The organism is Aureicoccus marinus (assembly GCF_002954325.1).
Lineage (GTDB): Bacteria > Bacteroidota > Bacteroidia > Flavobacteriales > Flavobacteriaceae > Aureicoccus > Aureicoccus marinus.
Map to the genome: position 1 here is coordinate 993,537 of NZ_MQVX01000001.1, position 17,889 is coordinate 1,011,425.

Annotated in this window: 17 protein-coding genes; 1 reads left to right on the forward strand and 16 read right to left on the reverse strand. The window is 44.8% G+C overall.

All coding sequences use genetic code 11. The annotated features are described in order from the left end of the window. A complete protein-coding gene (locus BST99_RS04660; protein WP_105000763.1) occupies nucleotides 1–918 on the reverse strand; it encodes a CPBP family intramembrane glutamic endopeptidase in 918 nt (305 codons plus the stop codon). Further along, the gene (locus tag BST99_RS04665) at nucleotides 909–1,964 is read right to left on the reverse strand and encodes an o-succinylbenzoate synthase (protein WP_105000764.1); all 1,056 of its coding nucleotides are present in this window, start codon (nucleotides 1,962–1,964) and stop codon (nucleotides 909–911) included. Before BST99_RS04665 ends, BST99_RS04660 begins: the two co-directional genes overlap by 10 nt. Nucleotides 1,965–1,991: 27 nt before the next feature. Between BST99_RS04665 and BST99_RS04670 the strand changes: the two genes are divergently transcribed. Next, a complete protein-coding gene (locus tag BST99_RS04670) occupies nucleotides 1,992–2,783 on the forward strand; it encodes an SDR family oxidoreductase (RefSeq protein WP_105000765.1) in 792 nt (263 codons plus the stop codon). On the opposite strand, the gene BST99_RS04675 is transcribed toward BST99_RS04670, so the two are convergent. The 14 genes from BST99_RS04675 to BST99_RS04740 all read right to left on the reverse strand — a co-directional run bounded on the left by BST99_RS04675 (nucleotide 2,780) and on the right by BST99_RS04740 (nucleotide 17,859). After that, nucleotides 2,780–4,759 (reverse strand): sensor histidine kinase, encoded by a 1,980-nt coding sequence (locus BST99_RS04675; RefSeq protein ID WP_105000766.1) that lies wholly within the window; start codon nucleotides 4,757–4,759, stop codon nucleotides 2,780–2,782. The two genes, BST99_RS04670 and BST99_RS04675, sit on opposite strands and share 4 nt — an antisense overlap. Nucleotides 4,760–5,098: 339 nt before the next feature. After that, nucleotides 5,099–5,860: a LytR/AlgR family response regulator transcription factor gene (locus BST99_RS04680; protein WP_105000767.1), complete on the reverse strand. Its 762-nt coding sequence runs from the start codon at nucleotides 5,858–5,860 to the stop codon at nucleotides 5,099–5,101. Nucleotides 5,861–5,892: 32 nt separating this feature from the next. Then, nucleotides 5,893–6,783 (reverse strand): 1,4-dihydroxy-2-naphthoate octaprenyltransferase, encoded by an 891-nt coding sequence (menA, locus tag BST99_RS04685; RefSeq protein WP_245916181.1) that lies wholly within the window; start codon nucleotides 6,781–6,783, stop codon nucleotides 5,893–5,895. A gap of 17 nt (nucleotides 6,784–6,800) precedes the next feature. Further along, nucleotides 6,801–7,397: a sporulation protein gene (locus BST99_RS04690; protein WP_105000768.1), complete on the reverse strand. Its 597-nt coding sequence runs from the start codon at nucleotides 7,395–7,397 to the stop codon at nucleotides 6,801–6,803. A gap of 97 nt (nucleotides 7,398–7,494) precedes the next feature. Further along, nucleotides 7,495–8,331 carry a CvfB family protein gene (locus tag BST99_RS04695; RefSeq protein ID WP_105000769.1) on the reverse strand — a complete coding sequence of 279 codons (837 nt, stop codon included), beginning with the start codon at nucleotides 8,329–8,331 and terminating at the stop codon, nucleotides 7,495–7,497. 66 nt (nucleotides 8,332–8,397) lie between these two features. Then, the gene (locus tag BST99_RS04700; protein WP_105000770.1) at nucleotides 8,398–8,742 is read right to left on the reverse strand and encodes a DUF2853 family protein; all 345 of its coding nucleotides are present in this window, start codon (nucleotides 8,740–8,742) and stop codon (nucleotides 8,398–8,400) included. Then, nucleotides 8,735–10,522: a 2-succinyl-5-enolpyruvyl-6-hydroxy-3-cyclohexene-1-carboxylic-acid synthase gene (gene menD / locus BST99_RS04705; protein WP_245916182.1), complete on the reverse strand. Its 1,788-nt coding sequence runs from the start codon at nucleotides 10,520–10,522 to the stop codon at nucleotides 8,735–8,737. The genes BST99_RS04700 and menD overlap by 8 nt, the downstream gene beginning before the upstream one ends. Before the next feature lie 58 nt (nucleotides 10,523–10,580). Continuing rightward, nucleotides 10,581–11,636, reverse strand: a complete 1,056-nt coding sequence (locus BST99_RS04710; RefSeq protein WP_105000772.1) for a chorismate-binding protein — start codon at nucleotides 11,634–11,636, stop codon at nucleotides 10,581–10,583. Further along, nucleotides 11,629–12,090, reverse strand: coding sequence for a PaaI family thioesterase (locus BST99_RS04715; RefSeq protein WP_105000773.1), 462 nt, complete (start codon nucleotides 12,088–12,090; stop codon nucleotides 11,629–11,631). Before BST99_RS04715 ends, BST99_RS04710 begins: the two co-directional genes overlap by 8 nt. Then, a complete protein-coding gene (locus tag BST99_RS04720) occupies nucleotides 12,091–13,023 on the reverse strand; it encodes a hypothetical protein (protein WP_105000774.1) in 933 nt (310 codons plus the stop codon). Between the two features lie 64 nt (nucleotides 13,024–13,087). Continuing rightward, a complete protein-coding gene (locus tag BST99_RS04725) occupies nucleotides 13,088–14,332 on the reverse strand; it encodes an NAD(P)/FAD-dependent oxidoreductase (RefSeq protein ID WP_105000775.1) in 1,245 nt (414 codons plus the stop codon). 7 nt (nucleotides 14,333–14,339) lie between these two features. After that, nucleotides 14,340–15,350 carry a 4-hydroxyproline epimerase gene (locus BST99_RS04730; RefSeq protein WP_105000776.1) on the reverse strand — a complete coding sequence of 337 codons (1,011 nt, stop codon included), beginning with the start codon at nucleotides 15,348–15,350 and terminating at the stop codon, nucleotides 14,340–14,342. A 2-nt stretch (nucleotides 15,351–15,352) separates the two neighbouring features. Further along, entirely contained in the window at nucleotides 15,353–16,942 is a 1,590-nt protein-coding gene (locus BST99_RS04735) for an aldehyde dehydrogenase (NADP(+)) (protein WP_105000777.1), read from the reverse strand. Next, on the reverse strand, nucleotides 16,939–17,859 hold the full coding sequence (locus tag BST99_RS04740) for a dihydrodipicolinate synthase family protein (RefSeq protein WP_105000778.1): 921 nt from the start codon (nucleotides 17,857–17,859) through the stop codon (nucleotides 16,939–16,941). Before BST99_RS04740 ends, BST99_RS04735 begins: the two co-directional genes overlap by 4 nt. Nucleotides 17,860–17,889: the final 30 nt, after the last annotated feature.

Below are 17,889 nucleotides of genomic sequence, written 5' to 3' on the forward strand. Positions count from 1 at the left end.
CTATTTGTTTAACGCTATTTCGTCTCTGGACAGGACCCGTCCAAATAATTTATTGGACCAATCCGTCCATTTGTATTTTTTAGCAAAAACAAAAATCAAAATCGGGTATACAATCAAAATAGGAACGAGTATCCCCAGTCCCAACTCAGGTTCTGCCGTATCGATGTACAAGGAGTCCGTTTGAAAAGCCGTCCAGTCAGCAGTGACCAGTAGTGCTCCGAATAGGTTGTTTGCTGCATGAAAACCAAGAGCCAATTCCAAACCATCATCCATGAGGGTTATGATCCCTAAGAAAAACCCCGTACCGATATAGAAGACCAATAAACCGTAACCCAATCTTCCAATTTCGGGATTGGCAATATGCATAAGACCAAAGATGACCGAAGTGGCAATTAAGGGAATCGCTCTGTTTTTTGTTGCGATTCCTAGACCCTGCATGATATACCCCCGAAAAAGGTATTCCTCAAAACTGGTTTGTAAAGGAATTAAAAGGACGGCCACCACAACAAGGATGGCAAATTTTACGGAGTCAAAATTCCAAACAAAGTCTTCCGGGCGAGTGAGTATATCGGCAAAACCCATGGCCGTGGTAAGCCCTCCCCAGAGGAAAAAGGCGAAAAATATGCGCTTCCAATCCACCTTTTTACGAGCTGTTGTTAAAGAACGTATCGTTTGTTGGTGCACCAGTTTGGTCCAACCCCAAACCACAAACAGAAGGGCCGATAAAGGACCAACGACCAGTATAAAAACAAGTGTTGTTCCGAATTGATCAATGAGTTGAGCCATCATGTCTTCGGTTGACGTGGTCATGTTCAGGCTCAGAATGTAATTCACAACCATAAGAGCGATAAAGCCCAGAGGAATAAAAAGGTATTTCCAAAGGCCTATTTGCCCTTTGTATCCTTGTTCTACGTACATAAGTGGTGTTTAATATCGTTATTCCAAGATAGCTCTTTTCGGTAAATAAGCTGGCCCTGGCTGACTTCTAGAGGGCTTTGCCAGTTGTTGGTAAATAGCCCACCCGTCCCCAAGCCTTGCGGCATAGGATTGTTTTTTAAATAAGTGTACTGAGCAATCGCATTCAATCCTAAATTACTCTCTAAAGCACTGGTGATCCACCAGCCAATACCTCGTTTCTCCGCAGCAGCAATCCATTCGTCGCTGCCCGACCAACCACCCACTAAAGAAGGTTTTAGGATGATGTATTGAGGCTGAATGGTATCAAGAACCTCTTCCTTGTCTTCACCAGAAAAAAGGCCGATCAGCTCTTCATCCAAAGCTATATCCAAAGGGCTCCGATCGCAAAGGCTTTTCATCTCAGACCATTGTTGTGCTTTAATGGGTTGTTCGATAGAATGCAATTCGAGCTTCGCTAATCGTTCCAGCTTTTGCAAGGCATCTTGGGGGCTAAAACCTCCATTGGCATCAACCCGAATCTCTAGTTCCTTCGCACTAAAGCGATCCCGTATTCCGCGGAGCAACAGCCACTCTTTTTCGAAGTCCAAGGCACCAATTTTAAGCTTCAAGCAGTTGAATCCACCGGCGAGCTTTTCTTGAATCTGCTCCTGCATAAAATCAAGCGATCCCATCCAAATCAACCCATTAATCGAAATGGGCACTTCATTCTGCGTAAAGTCGGAAGGTAGCAGTTCAAATGGGTTTTGTTGCTTTAAGGAAGCAAACGCCTGCTCAAAACCGAATTGTATCGATGGAAAAAAGCGATTGAAGTCCAACAAAGACTCTAATCCCTCATTGACCCTTTCACAACTCTTCTTGAGTTGCGCCTCATAATCGGGAGTATCATCGGCACTGAGTCCACGGAAAAGTCCACACTCTCCAATTCCAAAACTATCCCCTTCTTCGAGGAGAACATACCAGGTTTCTTTCTCGGTCAAAACTCCTCGTGAAGTTCCACCGGCTCGTTTGAATTGCAGTATATGCCTGAAGTATCGCGCTTTTAACACGATACCAAAATTAAGTATATTCCGAGAATGAATTGGAAAGGAAAAACCGTTTGGATTACCGGGGCAAGTTCCGGAATTGGCAGAGCTCTCGCGACTGAATTTGCCAAAAAAGGCGCTCACCTACTGCTCTCTGGGCGCAAAACCGAAGCCTTAGAGGCTGTTAAAGCAAAGTGCTCCAAAGCCTCAGCCGTAGATCTGCTTCCCTTTGATCTGGCCAACTACAAGGACGCAGAGAAGTGGGTTGCGCAGGCTTTAGACCGTTTGGGTCGAGTGGATTTACTCATTAATAACGCAGGGATCAGTCAACGCTCTCTGATTGCCGATACCAGTATGGTGGTCGTTGAAAAGTTGATGCAGGTCAATTACTTCGGAACGGTGGCCTTAACCACTGCCCTCCTTCCTCATTGGATTGAACGAAAGGCCGGAAAGGTGGCGACGGTAACAAGTCTTATGGGACGTTTTGGCTCACCTTATCGATCGGGCTACTGTGGCGCGAAGCACGCTCTTCATGGGTTTTTCGATGTGCTTAGAATGGAGCACGAAAAAGACGGCTTGCAGGTCACCCTACTGGCTCCTGGTTTCGTCCAAACGGATATTGCTCGTAATGCTCTGGTTGGAGATGGACAAGCACAAAATAGCCAGGACAAGGCTACGGCCAATGGCTTAACCCCTGCACGATGCGCCGCACAGATGCGAAAGGCGATTGAAAAAAAGAAGTTCGAAGCCTATTTCGGTAAAAAAGAAGTGATGGGTATCTACCTAAAACGATTCTTTCCTCGTTTGCTCCACAAAAGGGTTATGGGAGCTCAGGTGCGCTAGAAATTGAACCAAAAACGGACGCCGTTCACTTTATTGTCGATATTCAACTTGGATTGCAGCTGATTGACTAAGCGGTTGACCAAGCGAATTCCCATAGAGGATTTGGTGCGTTCGGCTGTATCATCCGGTAAGCCAATACCATTATCGGTGTACTCAAAATGCCCTTGACCATTGTCCTTCTGAAGGTGGATGTAAATCTGAGCCTCTTCGTCTCCATGAGGAAAGGCATACTTAAACGAATTGGACACCAATTCATTTAGGATTAGCCCAATTGGAATAGCCTGATCAATATCCAATTCTGTACCACGAGCATCAACAGAGATGTCGATATTGTGTCCGCCTTTCTTATATACGGCTTGGATACTATTGATTAGACTTTCTACATACCCTTGCATTTCAACCACTGAGAGATCTTCGTTCTGGTACAGTTTCTGGTGAATTAAGGCCATTGCCTTCACTCTGCTCTTCCCTTCTTCTAAGGCCTGAATAGCCGACTTATCTCGTGTATTCTTGGTCTGTAAGCTTAACAGGCTCGAAACCATTTGCAGGTTGTTCTTTACGCGGTGGTGAATCTCTTTTAGCAGGGATTCTTTTTCTTTTAAAGAACTTTCGATCACCGTCTTCTGTTCCTCAATAACCTTTTGGTTCTGAATACTTTTCAAGTAGGCGTAGACCAGACCCGCGAAACCGATTAAAATAAAGACCAAAGAAATGATCAATAGCTTGAGTTGAACCTGCTGGGATTCGTGCTTGATCCGACTCTTTTCAGAATCCACACCCAATTTTCTGTAATCCTGATACAACTGGTAATCTCGCTTCATCTCGGCCTCTCCAAATAGGGAGACGTACTGCCGATTCATGATCTCTTGTTGGGATTGTAATAGGGAATCACTGATCTTCTGGTTCTGGCGGTAATATCGATTAGCGGAATTAGGCTGATCTTTGACATCGAAATACCTCGCTAAAAGTCGATTGCGCATCATTCTCAGCGAGACCGATCCCTTTCCATAGCGTCTTTCGGATAAATAAGGATAAGCACTGCTAATACGATCAGCATCCATCAAGGCTTTCGCTAAATAAAGGGCATTTTCGGTTTGAAGTTCCCTTTTGACCCGTCGACCGAGCGTACGGAATTCCTTTAAACTTTTCTCAAGAGATACAATAGCTCTGGATAAATCGCCAACCTGCAAATAGGACTTTCCTGTATTTCCTTCTATTTGCGCATGAAGAATAGCAATCTCTAGTTTTTCACGAGGAGTGGTGTTTTCGGTACTTTGGCTATAGGCCTCCAAGGCCAACTTGGCTTCCTGGAAATCGTCTAAGGCCCCTACCGATCCCTGTAACCTGCGATAATGCCCTAATTGATTGTAGTAGGCAGCTTTATCCAAAAGATTGCCGCTTTCCATTCTGGGCTTCGCATAGTACACATAGGCATCGCGAGCTTGTTTGTAAAGGCCGAGATTTTCGTAGAGATCGTGAAAGATGATTTCTTCCTCAAAGCCTAAGGACTTCTGCTCTTCTCTTATCTCAAGCTGTTTACTGTATAAATGAAGGTATCCATAGTTCTGATCCATCACCCGTAACAATTCAGCTCGACAAGCCGGTAATAATTGCGTATCGTCTAAGAGGTCCTGCCCTATCTGAATACTTTTTGCATGCTCGTTCAGATCGGTATAAATCCTTGAGCGTAAGGTGTTATAAATACGTATAGCGGAAGAATCTCTGAGTTCCTTGGAAGCTTCCAGAAAGACTTCGATTCGACTCAACCAATCAGACCCCGTGTTTTCCACATAGCGGTTATCTGTTTCAATAAAATACTCGAAGCGGTCTTGGGGCTCTGTAAATTCTTCAAATTGACGCAGACTGCTCCCTGGATTGGTTTGACCAAAAACCACAGGTATAGAGCCTGCAAACAGTAATGCTGCGCAGGTGGACAGTAGTAAGGATTTAGCTTGTGTAAAGGTGCCCCTTATCATAGTTTCAAATGTACTACTAAGGATGTATTTCCCTGAATTTTTGTTGTAAAGAAATCGGCAGCTGTGGTCTAACCCCCTTGTTGCCCATTTTTAGACATTAAAAAAGGCTTCCTCCGGAGAAGAAGCCCTTTTACGAGAACACTATATGAAAATGAAAAAATTACTTTGTTGACGTCTTCAGCTCTATCGAAGAAGAACACTTCAAAAGTAGGTCGATGTCGAGAAGAGCAAAAAGGATTGTTGTGAAATGGCCAAAGCTTGTGGCGTGCAAGGCAGTTTTTGATTTTTAGCAAAAAAAAGACCCCAAATAGGGGCCTTAGTCTGTTAAAAAGAGTAGTTCTAAGAATTCATCGCAGAAATGATGAACTCTTTGAAGTCTTTAGAAATCGGGATTACCGTGTCCTTAATCATGACATCCTTCGCATTGATCGCTTTGATGTGGTCCACATTGACGATATACGATTTATGCGCTCTGTGAAATTTATCGTTGGGCAGTTTCTCCAAATAATCTTTCAGAGGCGATCGAACGAGATACTTCTGTGAAGTGGTATTGACTTCCAAATACACATTGTCCGCCTTGATAAACTGAATATCGTTGAAGTATACCCGATAATAGAGGTGCTGTTTCTTGATAAAGATAGAATCCTTCAAAACCGAGTTGGACATAAAGGAGTCTCCTTCAGAGGCACTCCCTGAGGCAGCATCTATCCTTTTCTGTTTTGAGTAATCAAAGTTGCCTAAAGCGATTTCGATAGCGGTATAGAGATCCTGCTGCTCAAAAGGCTTAACGAGGTATCCATCCGGCTTAACGGTCTTGGCACTTTCTACCGTAGCGCGATCTGCATTGGAAGTAACAAAAACGAAGGGGATGTGGTAATTGTCTCGAATATGCTTACCGAGATCGATCCCGGTCTTATCAGAAGCCAGAATGATGTCAATCAAAACCAGATCCACGTGCTCCTTTTTAAGGACTTCAATGGCCTGTTCAAAGACGATAACATTATCGACAATCTCATAGCCAATTTCCTCCAACATAGACTGCATGTCATCCGCAATGATAACGTTGTCCTCGACAATGAGAATCTTAATAGGTCGTTCCAAACTGTAGGGGTTTTTCTAAATAAACTCCTAAATTAAGAAAATAATGCTTTGAGCAGAAAAAAGCTGAGAGACAGAAAAAAGGTCGATAGGGCAACAACTTTTAATTCCGGGTCTAATCTGGCGGGATCCGCTACGGAAGCAACCCGTCGAAGGTGTAAACTCAGGATCAAATAAGGAGAGAGCATCAGGTAGATTAACGGTTCTGCTCCAGTGATAAATAAGTAGCTTACGAAACAAATCAGAGAACCGACTAATAGACTATAATGGTATTTTCTTCCCCATTCAAATCCATTTTGCACCACAAGAGTGTTTTTATCGTGTGCTTTATCAGACTGGTGGTCCCGAAGGTTATTCAAGTTTAAAACAGCGGTGCATAGCAAACCTATTCCAAAGGCGGGAAGTATTTCTATAGTGTTCCAGGATTGAGTGAGTACATAACGTGTTCCCCAAACGGCGAGCAGTCCAAAAAACAAGAGTACAGAAATATCTCCTAATCCTTTATAACCGTAGGGGTTCTTACCCATCGTATATTTAAGGGCTCCTCCAACACTGATCAACGCCAAGGCAAAAAACATAACGATAAGGGGCAATTGATCAACTGCAAAGGCCTTCCAAAGTAAAATAAGCACCAAGGTGATGCTAATTCCACTGCTCCAATAAATACCACGTAGCAATTCTTTGGGTTTGAGCGCACCGGTTTGTATGGCCCTAGCGGGACCTACCCGAGTCTCATCATCGGTTCCTTTTACCCCATCCCCATAATCGTTCGCGAAATTCGAGGTAACCTGAAAACCGATGGTAATAAAGAGGCATAGCACAAAGAGTAACCAAGGAAAAGCGGTAGAATCTGCGACTAACCCAGCGCCGAATAAAATACCGGAAACAGAAAGAGGGAGGTTCTCAAGCGGGCCGTTCGAACCCAAATTACGAGTTTACTCAACTAGTCAGGCCTTTCGATTTGCAGACGCTTTCCGTCTTTGTAAGAAGCGACAAAAGCGTCTTTAAAGCCAATATCCACTAAGTGCAACCTGAAGTTCTGCGCCTCTTCCAAGGTCTCAAATGTTCCTATAGAATAAGCGTAATAAGGATTGGTCTTAACCAAATGCGTATTTGTAAGCGCATTGGGAGCTAAGGGAATATTACTGTCTACCAAAGACTTCACTTGTACCGAGTAGACCTTTTCTTTGTTGAGGAACTTTTTAGCCAGGTAAAAATCCTTAACTAAACTCAGTTCTTCGTTCTGGTCCTTGAGGAATTCCAGACGTTTTCGTGCTTTTTCTAGGCTGTCCTGACTGGAAGATATGCGCTCTTCATACAATTCGTTGTGCGCATTCATTCCTGTGAAATAAGCGACCATGCCCAAGGCTCCAATCAAAAATATCGCCATTACTCCAATGAGTAAATAACGCTGTATTTTCAATTTCTTGAGGTCCTTATTCTTAAATTTTATCTGATCTAAAAGGCGTTCATTGATGATCTGGGCCTTTTCGATATCCTTGTGCAAATCGAGCAAGTCGTTCTCTTCAATAAAAGGCATGTCAATTCAATTTTAGTTCATCACGGAATATGGGAAATCCGTTCACTTTGGGGCAAGTAAATGTAGTGAATTTACCGCTTTCAGAAAAGAAGTTTAATCAATTGCTAATCAATCGAATGCCTCCATCGACAAATTGGATATCCCTTTTCTTATAAAGGATGCCGGTAGCACGCTTAAAAGATTTCTTACTCATGCCCAAGCAGTTTTTGATTTCTTCGGCACTGGATTTGTCGTTTAAGGGTAAAAAGCCATCGGCTTTGAGCAAGCGTTCCTTGATTTCTTCTGCTTGTTGCTGCAATCCATCAATGCCCTGTTGCCTCAATCGAATATCCAATTTACCGTCGGCGCGTTGTTGATGAACAAAGCCATCTAATTCAAGGCCAGGAGCCAAATCTTCAAAGACATCCGAGTGAAAAACAAGCCCGGCATGAGCTTGATTTACAATCACTTCCCAACCCAATTCCGTCCTTCGTGCAACCAAAAGCTGAACCAGCTCTCCAACAGGCAGAGCCGGTTCAGGTACTGTAAAAAATGACTTGAGTCTCATCGTTGCCAGCAATCGAAAGCTCTTTGGATCTAGATAGCAGTGAACGAGTACAGATTCCCCTACTTCCAAAGGCCTTAATTGCTCTCGAAAAGGCAATAAAAGCTGTTTTTCCAGCCCCCAGTCAAGAAATGCGCCAACTTCAGTCAAAGCGGCTACCTCCAGGCAAGCAAAGTCATTGCGTTTGACCAAGGGTTTCAGATGGGTTGCAATAGGCCTTTCTTCATGATCTAAATAGCAAAAAACAGATACCTCCTCCCCTACTTCCGACGAAGAATCGGTATACTTAGTCGGGAGTAGAACTTCTGTCCCCTCTTCATCGGACAAAAAATACCCAACCGAACTCTTCCGAACAATCTCCAGGGTGTTATAATTCCCTAATTCTATCATAGTACTCCTTTTCTGGAATAAAAAAAACCGCTCGGAAAGAGCGGCCTTCTTCTTTCTTGAAGCAATTTACTTATTGTACACGCCTTCTTTGTTAAAATGCCTGGCGAGCATATAATAAATAACTGCTCTGTGTTTATTCTTTTCAGACCTTCCGTATCTGTCAATCACTGTGTTAATGGCTTCCAATAATTCAGGGCCATCCGCAAGACCGAGTTTCTTCATCAAAAAGTTGTTTTTCACGGTAGCCAGTTCCTTGTCATCGGAACCCGATACTTTAGAAGCGTCCATGTTGTAAATGGCAGGACCTAATCCGATGGTCACCTTCGTCAAGAAATCCATGTCCGGAGACTCTCCGAATTTCTCCTTGATGTCAGCGGCATACTTTTCGATTAGTTCATCTCTTTTACTCATAATGGGATAGTGTTTTATTGAATTTTAACTCTAAATTAAGAAACTCGAAATACTCCAGCAAAACTTTGTCATTGAGTTTCCGGGGTGTAAATACCTCCAGCAGAGCCGCTTGACTCGGTTTTTCGAATAAACTTTTCAAGCCCTCAGACAGTTCATTGGTCGTTTTCGCTGCTTTGTAGTCCAATTCGTATTGTTCACAGAGCAATTTCGCCGTTCGACCATGTGGGGTTTCAAAATGCTTTTCAAAAACAGGGGTTTCTTCTTTTCCTGGTAAAATTCTAAATATCCCACCACCATCATTATTAATCAGGATGACCTTTAAGTTCTCGTTCGCATAATTATTCCAAAAGGCATTGCAATCGTAAAAGAAACTGAGATCTCCTGTAACCAAGACTCCGGGATTGGGAGAACCATAAGAGACGCCCACAGCGGTAGAAGTGCTGCCATCTATACCGCTAGCTCCCCGATTACAATAAGTCTTCCAAGAGTATTTATGCGGAAATAATTGGGCGTAGCGAATAGCGCTACTGTTGGCAAGATGCAAGTCATAGCCCTCCGGAATAGCTTTAAAAAGAGAAGAAAAGACCACAAAGTCCGAATAGGGAATTTGCTCGATATAGCGTTCGCGGTTGATTTCGTAGTTCTTCTTCAGGCTATTCCAAAGTCCGATATAGTTAGAGTCCGGAAAAGCAACGGTTGCATTGAGGCCTTTTTGGTATACCTGTTCCACAAAGTCTTCTGGACTAATTCGCCAATGTCCTTGCAAGCAGAAAAAAGTATCCAAGGGGCGGCTGTCTCCAATATGCCAATGCTCTACCGGGCCGTAATCCCGAAGAAATTTTTTAATCTTCTTTGAAACGATATGCCCGCCCAGGGTAACCAGAACTTCGGGTCTTAAGTCCTGAAAAATAGCCGCGGCTTCTTGTGTTTTTTCAACGGGGGCGATCACGCTGTCTATACTATCAATCGAATCCGGATGATTCAGGTTCGAAGTGGTCTCGGTTAAGACGATCACCGAGGGGTCATCGATTAAACGGTTAAGCCAAGCCGGAGTGTTTTGAGGAGCACAGTTCATTTGCCCTACCAGAATCAACTTGGAAGTCGCTTTTTCCCACAACTCAATTTTCTCAGTACTGACCTTAAGCTCTTCCGAGGAATTCACTTCTGCAAGACGGGGTTGAAAAGCACTTATCAATTCAGCATCCGAAATACTCACTTGGCTATACAAGGGTTCCTCCAGAGGAATATTGAGGTGTACAGGCCCCTTTCTCTCCTTCCAAGACCCTATGGCCATTTCTATAGCGTCCGCATTCTTTTGATGAACCTGTTCGGGGTCCATATCGAGGTAGTGCGGAGCAAAAGAAGCGAGTTTCTTTATCGCATGCTCGACGTTCTGATGAAGGGTTTTGGAATGCACACAATGCTGTGCCAACACCTGATCTTGTCGTATGGTTTGCCCGTCTCCTCGATCGATTAAGTAAGCCGGACGATCGGCGGAAAGAACCAATAAGGGGACTTCACTGTAAAAGGCTTCACAAATGGCAGGATAGTAGTTCAGCAGCGCCGTTCCTGAAGTGCATATAAGGGCAACCGGATTTTGACTTTCCAAGGCCCTTCCTAAAGCAAAAAAAGCTGCACTACGTTCGTCGATGATGGTAAAGGTGCGGATATCGGGATTCGAGCCAAAACTAAGCGCCAGAGGAGCACTTCTCGATCCCGGAGAAATAACGACCTCCTTGATGCCTTTTTGAAGACAGGCCGATAGGAGTTGTTGTGCCACTGGAATACTCGAAACCTTCACATTACAAAAATACGGCGCCGCGCCCAGAACTCCCTCCTTAATCCCGGAAGAGTTCCAGCATAGTATTCATTTTATGGCAGGTCTCTTCCCACTCCTTTTCAGGCATTGATTCTGAGGTTATGCCACCCCCAACATAAATACGGACTTCGTCTGGTTTCCACTCCAAACAACGCAGGTTAACGAAGAGATCGGCGCTGACCGTTTTAACCGGTCCCAGATAACCGGTATAATACGCCCTGTCATAGCCTTCAACTTCTTTGAGAAAAGCCTTCGCCTTGTCTTTTGGAAGGCCACAAACTGCAGGGCTAGGGTGCAAACTTCGAGCGATATCAACGGCCTTGAGTCTTGTTTTGGCACGGACTACCGTCTTGAGGTGCCACAATTGACCTGCTCTAGCATCAAAAGGTCCTTCTAACTTCAAATCATCAACCTTGCCTTGAAGTAATTGTTGAATATATTGAGTGACTAATCCCTGTTCGCGTTTTTCTTTTGCCGTCCATACAGGTGCTTCTCCTCCATTCGCTTTTTGCGTTCCAGCCAGAGAAAAGGTTTCTAATGCTTCTCCTTTGGACTTGACCAGAATTTCTGGACTGGCTCCCAACCAACAACCGGCCTTGGGGTGATGGAACCAATAACAAAACGCTGTTTCGTATTTGGACAGAGCTTTCATGAACAACTCAAGCGGATGAGCCTTCGCCTTTAGGCTGACACGTCTCGAAAAGACTACCTTTTCTAGGACACCCGTATTGAGCTCATGTAAACAACGCTGCAGTCCTTTTAGGTATTCTTCTTTGCCCTCTTCCTCAACCTTCTCTTCAATATGTAGGGTAAACCCTTGGGTAATGGGTTCACACAGCTGCCTAAATTCTTCAACCCCCCAATAATCCTGTAACTCAGCATCAATACGGAAGGATGGCGTGTCATCATGAAAGGGAACCCATTCAAAAAAAGCTTCTGATTCGCAATCCCTGTCTAGCGTTGGACCACTCCAGAGGTGAATTTCTTTTGAACCTGGAAGTCGAAACAAAGCAAAAGCTTTTTGCTGTTTCCATTGGCCAAAAAAGGAGGTTAACTGCTGAAGTTTTTCAGGCATTTTTTGGCAGTGTAATTGTCGTCAATTTACACAGCGACACCAAGGCATCCGATTCATTAGTGACCCGAATATTCCAGAGTTGGGTCGTTCTTCCTTTATGAAGCAATTCCGCCCGGGCATAAACGTATCCTTCTCGGACACCCTTAACATGATTGGCCGAAATTTCTATACCACGGATGATATTTTCCTGTGCATTTAAAAAGACGTAGCAAGCGGCGCTTCCTACGCTCTCGGCCAAGGCTGCCGTAGCTCCTCCATGTAAAACTCCATCAGGTTGGTAAACTGCAGGACCAACCGGCATCCGCGCGATTAAAAAATTCTGCCCAACATCTACGTATTCAATGTTCAAGGTTTCCATGAGGGTTCCCTTGGTTGTCTCATTGCAAATACCTAAAATTTTTTGCTTGTATTCTACTACATCGCTGGCTTGCGCACCCAATTCTTTTTCAGACATCTAGCGTCCTTTTTTTGTCTCTTTAACTTCTTCTGTATAGTACTCAATAACACGGCTGGTGTAGCTGTTATCGGGAAGTATAATCTTCCTGATCCAGTTCGCCGTACTGCTGTTATCATACTGAAAAACATACTGCTTTTCAGTCACTGTATTCTGAGAGGTAATCTTTTCTCCTTTGAGAATATGGTTCTCTGTGTAAGCGTAGTCATGACGTTCTTCTGTGAGGTATTTGTTAACCGTATCGTCGTAAAGGAATTGTTCCTTAGACAGGAGCATACCTGCCGGACTGTATCGCTCTTCTGTGGCTAAATAAGGTTCCTCATTGAAGTATTCACGTGTCAGGACCTCCTTGATTTTGGTCTTTCCTTCTCCGGGAACCATTCTTTTGCGGATCCATTTTTGGAGCGATCCATTCAAAACATATTCCGTGATCTCACCAGAAGAGGTTGTCGTATGAGATACCTTGATTTCGTCTACCGCGTCTGCGTGTAGTTTTTGAATAGAAAGGGTTTCGCCCTTCAAATTCAAGGTATACACTATTTGCTCTAGGAACTCCTTGTTGTACGAGACGACTTTCTCTGTAATTTTTATACTGCTTTTTAGGGTGTCGATTTGGTAAATATTCACAATCGACTGTTCCTTGTTTAAGGTGCCATTGGAGTAGTGTTCACTGCGCTTTTCTTTGAGATAATTCCCTTCGTAAGCATAATTGACCCAATGGGTATCCGTGTCGGAATACTGGGTCTTGGTACTCTTTAGTCTTCCGTTTTCATCAAATTCAAAGACCTCTTTGCCATAACTGTTGATGACGGTGCAGGATTTTACCTTTCCATTTAAATCAAAATCTTCCAGCCTCAGGACCGTAATATCCTGTGCATAACCCGTAATATACGAGCTAAAGAACGCCGTTAGAAATAGAAGAAATCTTCCCATAGTTTAAAAATACCTTGATTCTCGGGAAGATAAAAGCAATTAGCAGGCCAACTCATCGAAATTCTTAAAATTTTCGACCAACACGCAAATGAGGTGAATAAAGTACGGGAGGTTTCTCAGAGATTAAATCAGCAATAATCCGGCCTGTAATGGGGCCCAAACTCCAACCCATCATAGCGTGTCCCGTGGCCAAAAACACCCGTGGAAATGTCGGAAGTGGACCGATATAAGGCAAGCCGTCGGGGCTTACCGGTCGCATCCCTGTTGCGGCTTCCGCCAAATCCTCCGAACTAAACTCCAATGAATTATAAAGAGATTTTGCCGCCTTGGCAATGGCGTGAACCCGTTCCTTTCTGACAACCTTATTGATCCCTGAAAATTCCATGGTCCCTGCAAAACGGGTAAATCCTTTCATGGGAGTGACGGCGATTTTGTGTTCCAGAGATATCGCAGGCCTGCGTATAGGCACGTCTCTGTGTACGTCAATTCGGTATCCCTTTCCCGCTTCCAGCAATAAGTCTTGTCCGAGGCTTTTAACCAAATTCGCGGACCAGACACCGGCAGCCACGACCAGTCGATCTGCTCTTAGCCTTTCATCCCCATAAATAACTTCCACCCCTGCAGCCGTATTCTTCAAGCTGCTCACCTCTTTCATCTTCTGAAAACTGATGTGCTGTCTCAAGTATTTGAGTAAACGAGGAAGAATATCCGTTGGGGTACTGTGGCGATCGCAGTGATAGTGCCAGGCTCCCTTAACTTCTTCAGTAAAAACAGGTTCGAGCTTTGCCAAAGCCAAGGCGTCCAATTGCTCAACTTCCAACCCCAGGGCTTTCGCCTCTGCGGCTACCTTCCCCTCAGACTCGGCCGCCTTCTCTGTCTTGTAGACCATTAGAAGACCCCGGTCCTCCCAATGGAAGTCCCCCAAATCTCCAGACGAAAGCAAATCATCATAGAGTTGGCGACTCTGAAGGTTCAAATCCTTGATAAGGGGGATGGATTTTTTGACATTTTCATCAGTACAGGATTTTTGGAAAGCCCTCGCCCATCGCAAAAAATCACCATCCAAACGGGGTTTCATATAGAAGGGACCGCTAGAATCAAACATGTATTTTAATCCCATCCGGATCATTCCAGGCGCTGCTAAAGGAATGATATGACTGGGGGTAATATAGCCAGCATTGACATAAGAAGCACCGGAAGCCTGTTGGTCCTTTTCTAATAAAACCACTTCATGCCCTTCTTTATACAGGTAATAGGCGCAACTTGCACCGACTATCCCTGATCCAACAACGATAACTTTTTTACTCATTGGCTTACTATATAACCTGAAATCCGTGAGCGTAGGGATCGTCCTCCGGATCAATGCTTATACTATTCTGACCATACACCCGAGCCCATCCTTTAATCTTTGGGATTATAGCTTCGTAGGGTCCAACCTGAGACCGTTCCTCAAAATTACCTTCGAAAACCGATCCAATATAACTTTCATGAAGAAAAGATTCCCCCAAATTCAACAGTCCTTTGGCCGCTCGCTGAGCCATGCGGGCCGAAGTTCCGGTTCCACAAGGAGAACGGTCTATGGCCTTATCTCCATAAAAGACGGCATTGCTGGCCGAAGAACCCTCATGCTGGGGTAAACCTCCCCAAAGGATGTGGGAGATGCCGGCAATACTGCTGTTCTCCGGATGAATGAATTGACTATTGAAATCAGCCTGTAGTTGAGTTCTTAAAACACGAGCCATTCCGATAAGCTCTTCTGCTTTAAAATCTTGTATCCCGGAAAAGTGTTTTTGAATATCGACGATTGCATAATAGTTGCCACCATAGGCTACATCTATTTTTAAAGGTCCCAGGGGTTCAAAATGAAAGTCAAGACTTTCGGCCGCTAAATAACTGGGAACATTGGTAATGCGCACCCAATCCACACGATGCCCCTTCGTCCCATATTTGGCTATGACCAGACCAGCAGGGGTTTCTAAACGAAGTATGCCCGGAGTCTTCGGTCGGACTAGTCCTTCTTGAACAGCGACGGTCACCGTCCCTATGGTTCCATGACCGCACATGGGTAAACAACCACTCGTTTCAATAAAAAGAATACCAATATCATTTTGAGGATCTGCAGGAGGATAGAGAATACTGCCACTCATCATATCATGGCCTCGAGGCTCAAACATGAGCCCTTTTCTGATCCAATCGTACTCTTTTAGAAAGTGTTGCCTTTTTTCACTCATATTGGCTCCTTCCAATTCAGGGCCACCATGAGTGACTACTCTGACGGGGTTTCCACAGGTGTGCGCATCAATACATCGAAAAACTCCTGAAGACATAATCAAGCATTTGGAGGAATGGCGTTGTGGGTATACTCACCGTCCACTAAGCGCAATAAATTTAGCGGATTCTCATTTTGTAGAGCTGCTGGCAGAAGATCATTCGGGCAGTTTTGATAAGACAAGGGTCTTAACCAACGATCAACCGCATCCCCACCGACCGCTCCAAATCGAGCATCAGTACTGGCCGGATAAGGACCCCCATGATGCATGGCGTCACAAACCTCTACACCAGTAGGCACTCCGTTATGAATAAGACGTCCTACTCTTCTACCCAGATGTTCTTGTACCAGGGCCAAATCGCTTTCGTCTTTGGACTCGTAAATTATACTCCCTGTGAGCTGTCCTTCTAAGTGATCAATAACAGAGAGTAATTCTTCTTGACTTTGGCATTCCACCAACAAACTGCTCGGGCCAAATACTTCCGTCTGTGCACTCCGTTGGCGTAAGAAGTCTTCCCCTTGTATACAATTCAATTGAACAGGTGTTTCTCCTTCTACCGAATACAAAAGCACCTCTACGCCGGGAACATCCGAAAGAAATTGTCTGTTCTTGTTATAGTTCTCTGCAAGCTTAGGGTGAATCATACAGGCGGTAGAAGTGGCACTGAGGTTTTGAAGCAGTGATTTTTTAAACCCATCCAATTCCTCTCCTTTAACAGCCAACATCAAACCGGGATTTGTACAGAATTGCCCCACCCCTAGCGTTATAGAAGCAGCGTACTGTTCTGCCCAGTATTGGCCTCTATTGTGCAGAGCGGAAGGCAAAAAGACGACGGGATTGATACTCCCCATTTCAGCAAAAACCGGAATAGGCTCGGCTCTTTTACTCGCCATTTCCATGAGAGCTCTTCCTCCGGCGTGACTTCCAGTAAATCCAACCGCCTTTACCTGCTCATGTTGAGTGAGCTTTTGCCCCAAATCATGACCCTGACCTTGTAAATGAGAAAACACCCCATCGGGCATCCCTGTTTTTTGTGCAGCACGATCGATTGCCGAAGCCACGGTCTCTCCTGTTGCCGCATGCAAAGGGTGGCCTTTAACGATAACTGGGCAACCCGCCGCAAAGGCAGAAGCAGTATCTCCTCCAGCTGTGGAATAAGCCAATGGAAAATTAGAAGCACCAAAAACGACAACAGGTCCTAGTGGCACACCGACTTTCCTAAGATCAGGTTTGGCCTGGGGCTGCCGATTTACATCCGCCGTATCAATTCGTGGTATACCTATCCGTCCACTCCTGGCTTGTGCGGCGTATTTTCTCAATTGACCAAGGGTGCGATTGAGCTCTCCATTTGCTCTGCCTTCTGGTAAACCGGACTCTTCGCAATATACCTGAACTATTTGATCAGTTACGACTTGCATTTCATCCGCGATGGTTTCCAAAAATTGCGCACGCTTCGCTGAACCCATGTTTGCGAATTCTGCACTGGCTTTTGAAGCAAGTTGAACAGCCTCCTCTATTTCTTTTTCATTGGCCTCTGCTATTCGGTAGGCTGTTTGACTTCCTTCAACAGGATTGTAGGTGTGGAAATAAGTCGTGCCTTCTTGACTCTGTTTGAACCCGATCTGTTGAATTCCCTTTATATTGCTCATGCTAATAGACTGTGGTATTCTGGTAGTTCAGGGCGGTTGGCTAGCCCTTCTTTAATAATGGCCAGCACCCGCTCCCTTTCGGCGCCCTGAAGCGGAACACGAGGCTTCCTCACTTCCTCAGACCCCAGGCCAACAAGAGACTCCGCCAATTTTATATTTTGAACCAACTGAGGATTGATATCTAATTCCAATAAGGGTAAGAACCAACGATAGATCGCTCGAGCTTCCTCATGGCGTCCTGCTTTGGCTAATGCAAAAATAGCGACCGTTTCTCTTGGGAAAGCACAGACCAAACCGGCCACCCAGCCATGAGCGCCCATCATTAGGCTTTCTAAGGCTAGGGTATCTACTCCCGTTAACACCCGAAGTCGATCTCCAAAGGCTGCCGCATAACGGGTTACATTGGATATATCTCGAGTGGACTCTTTTATGGCTTGAATGTTTGGTTCTTTGAGTAGTTCATCCAACTGAGACAAGCCCACTTCCACTTTGTAGTCCACCGGGTTGTTGTAAATCATGATGGGAAGACGGGTACTTCTGGCGATATCCTGAAAGTACTGCACGACCTCGTTTTTTGTCGGCACATAGCGCATGGGTGGAAGAACCATTAAGCCCTGGGCTCCTAATTCCTCCGCTTTTTCAGCAACCTGCACCGCCTCCTTTGTAGAACCTTCTGCTATATTGAGAATAACCGGAACCCGGCCATTGACCAATTCTAAACTATGCGATAGTAAACGTTCTTTCTCTTTACTCGTCAAGGTACTCGCCTCTCCCAGGGTTCCTCCCAGAATTATACCAGAAACTCCGGCTTCCAACTGTGCTTGAACGTTGACCGAAAAAAGCTCCAGATCCAGCCAATCCTGCTGATCGAACTTTGTCGTCAAAGCGGGCATCACCCCTTGCCATTCCCAATTCATAAGTCTTGAATTTACCTTCCTACGAATGTA

Excerpts from the sequence above, each read along its gene's own strand:
- BST99_RS04660 (WP_105000763.1), bottom strand. The coding sequence starts at position 918 with ATGTACGTAGAACAAGGATACAAAGGGCAAATAGGCCTTTGGAAATAC.
- BST99_RS04670 (WP_105000765.1), top strand. The coding sequence starts at position 1,992 with ATGAATTGGAAAGGAAAAACCGTTTGGATTACCGGGGCAAGTTCCGGA.
- BST99_RS04675 (WP_105000766.1), bottom strand. The coding sequence starts at position 4,759 with ATGATAAGGGGCACCTTTACACAAGCTAAATCCTTACTACTGTCCACC.
- BST99_RS04690 (WP_105000768.1), bottom strand. The coding sequence starts at position 7,397 with ATGCCTTTTATTGAAGAGAACGACTTGCTCGATTTGCACAAGGATATC.
- BST99_RS04695 (WP_105000769.1), bottom strand. The coding sequence starts at position 8,331 with ATGATAGAATTAGGGAATTATAACACCCTGGAGATTGTTCGGAAGAGT.
- BST99_RS04700 (WP_105000770.1), bottom strand. The coding sequence starts at position 8,742 with ATGAGTAAAAGAGATGAACTAATCGAAAAGTATGCCGCTGACATCAAG.
- BST99_RS04710 (WP_105000772.1), bottom strand. The coding sequence starts at position 11,636 with ATGCCTGAAAAACTTCAGCAGTTAACCTCCTTTTTTGGCCAATGGAAA.
- BST99_RS04715 (WP_105000773.1), bottom strand. The coding sequence starts at position 12,090 with ATGTCTGAAAAAGAATTGGGTGCGCAAGCCAGCGATGTAGTAGAATAC.
- BST99_RS04720 (WP_105000774.1), bottom strand. The coding sequence starts at position 13,023 with ATGGGAAGATTTCTTCTATTTCTAACGGCGTTCTTTAGCTCGTATATT.
- BST99_RS04725 (WP_105000775.1), bottom strand. The coding sequence starts at position 14,332 with ATGAGTAAAAAAGTTATCGTTGTTGGATCAGGGATAGTCGGTGCAAGT.
- BST99_RS04730 (WP_105000776.1), bottom strand. The coding sequence starts at position 15,350 with ATGTCTTCAGGAGTTTTTCGATGTATTGATGCGCACACCTGTGGAAAC.
- BST99_RS04735 (WP_105000777.1), bottom strand. The coding sequence starts at position 16,942 with ATGAGCAATATAAAGGGAATTCAACAGATCGGGTTCAAACAGAGTCAA.
- BST99_RS04740 (WP_105000778.1), bottom strand. The coding sequence starts at position 17,859 with ATGAATTGGGAATGGCAAGGGGTGATGCCCGCTTTGACGACAAAGTTC.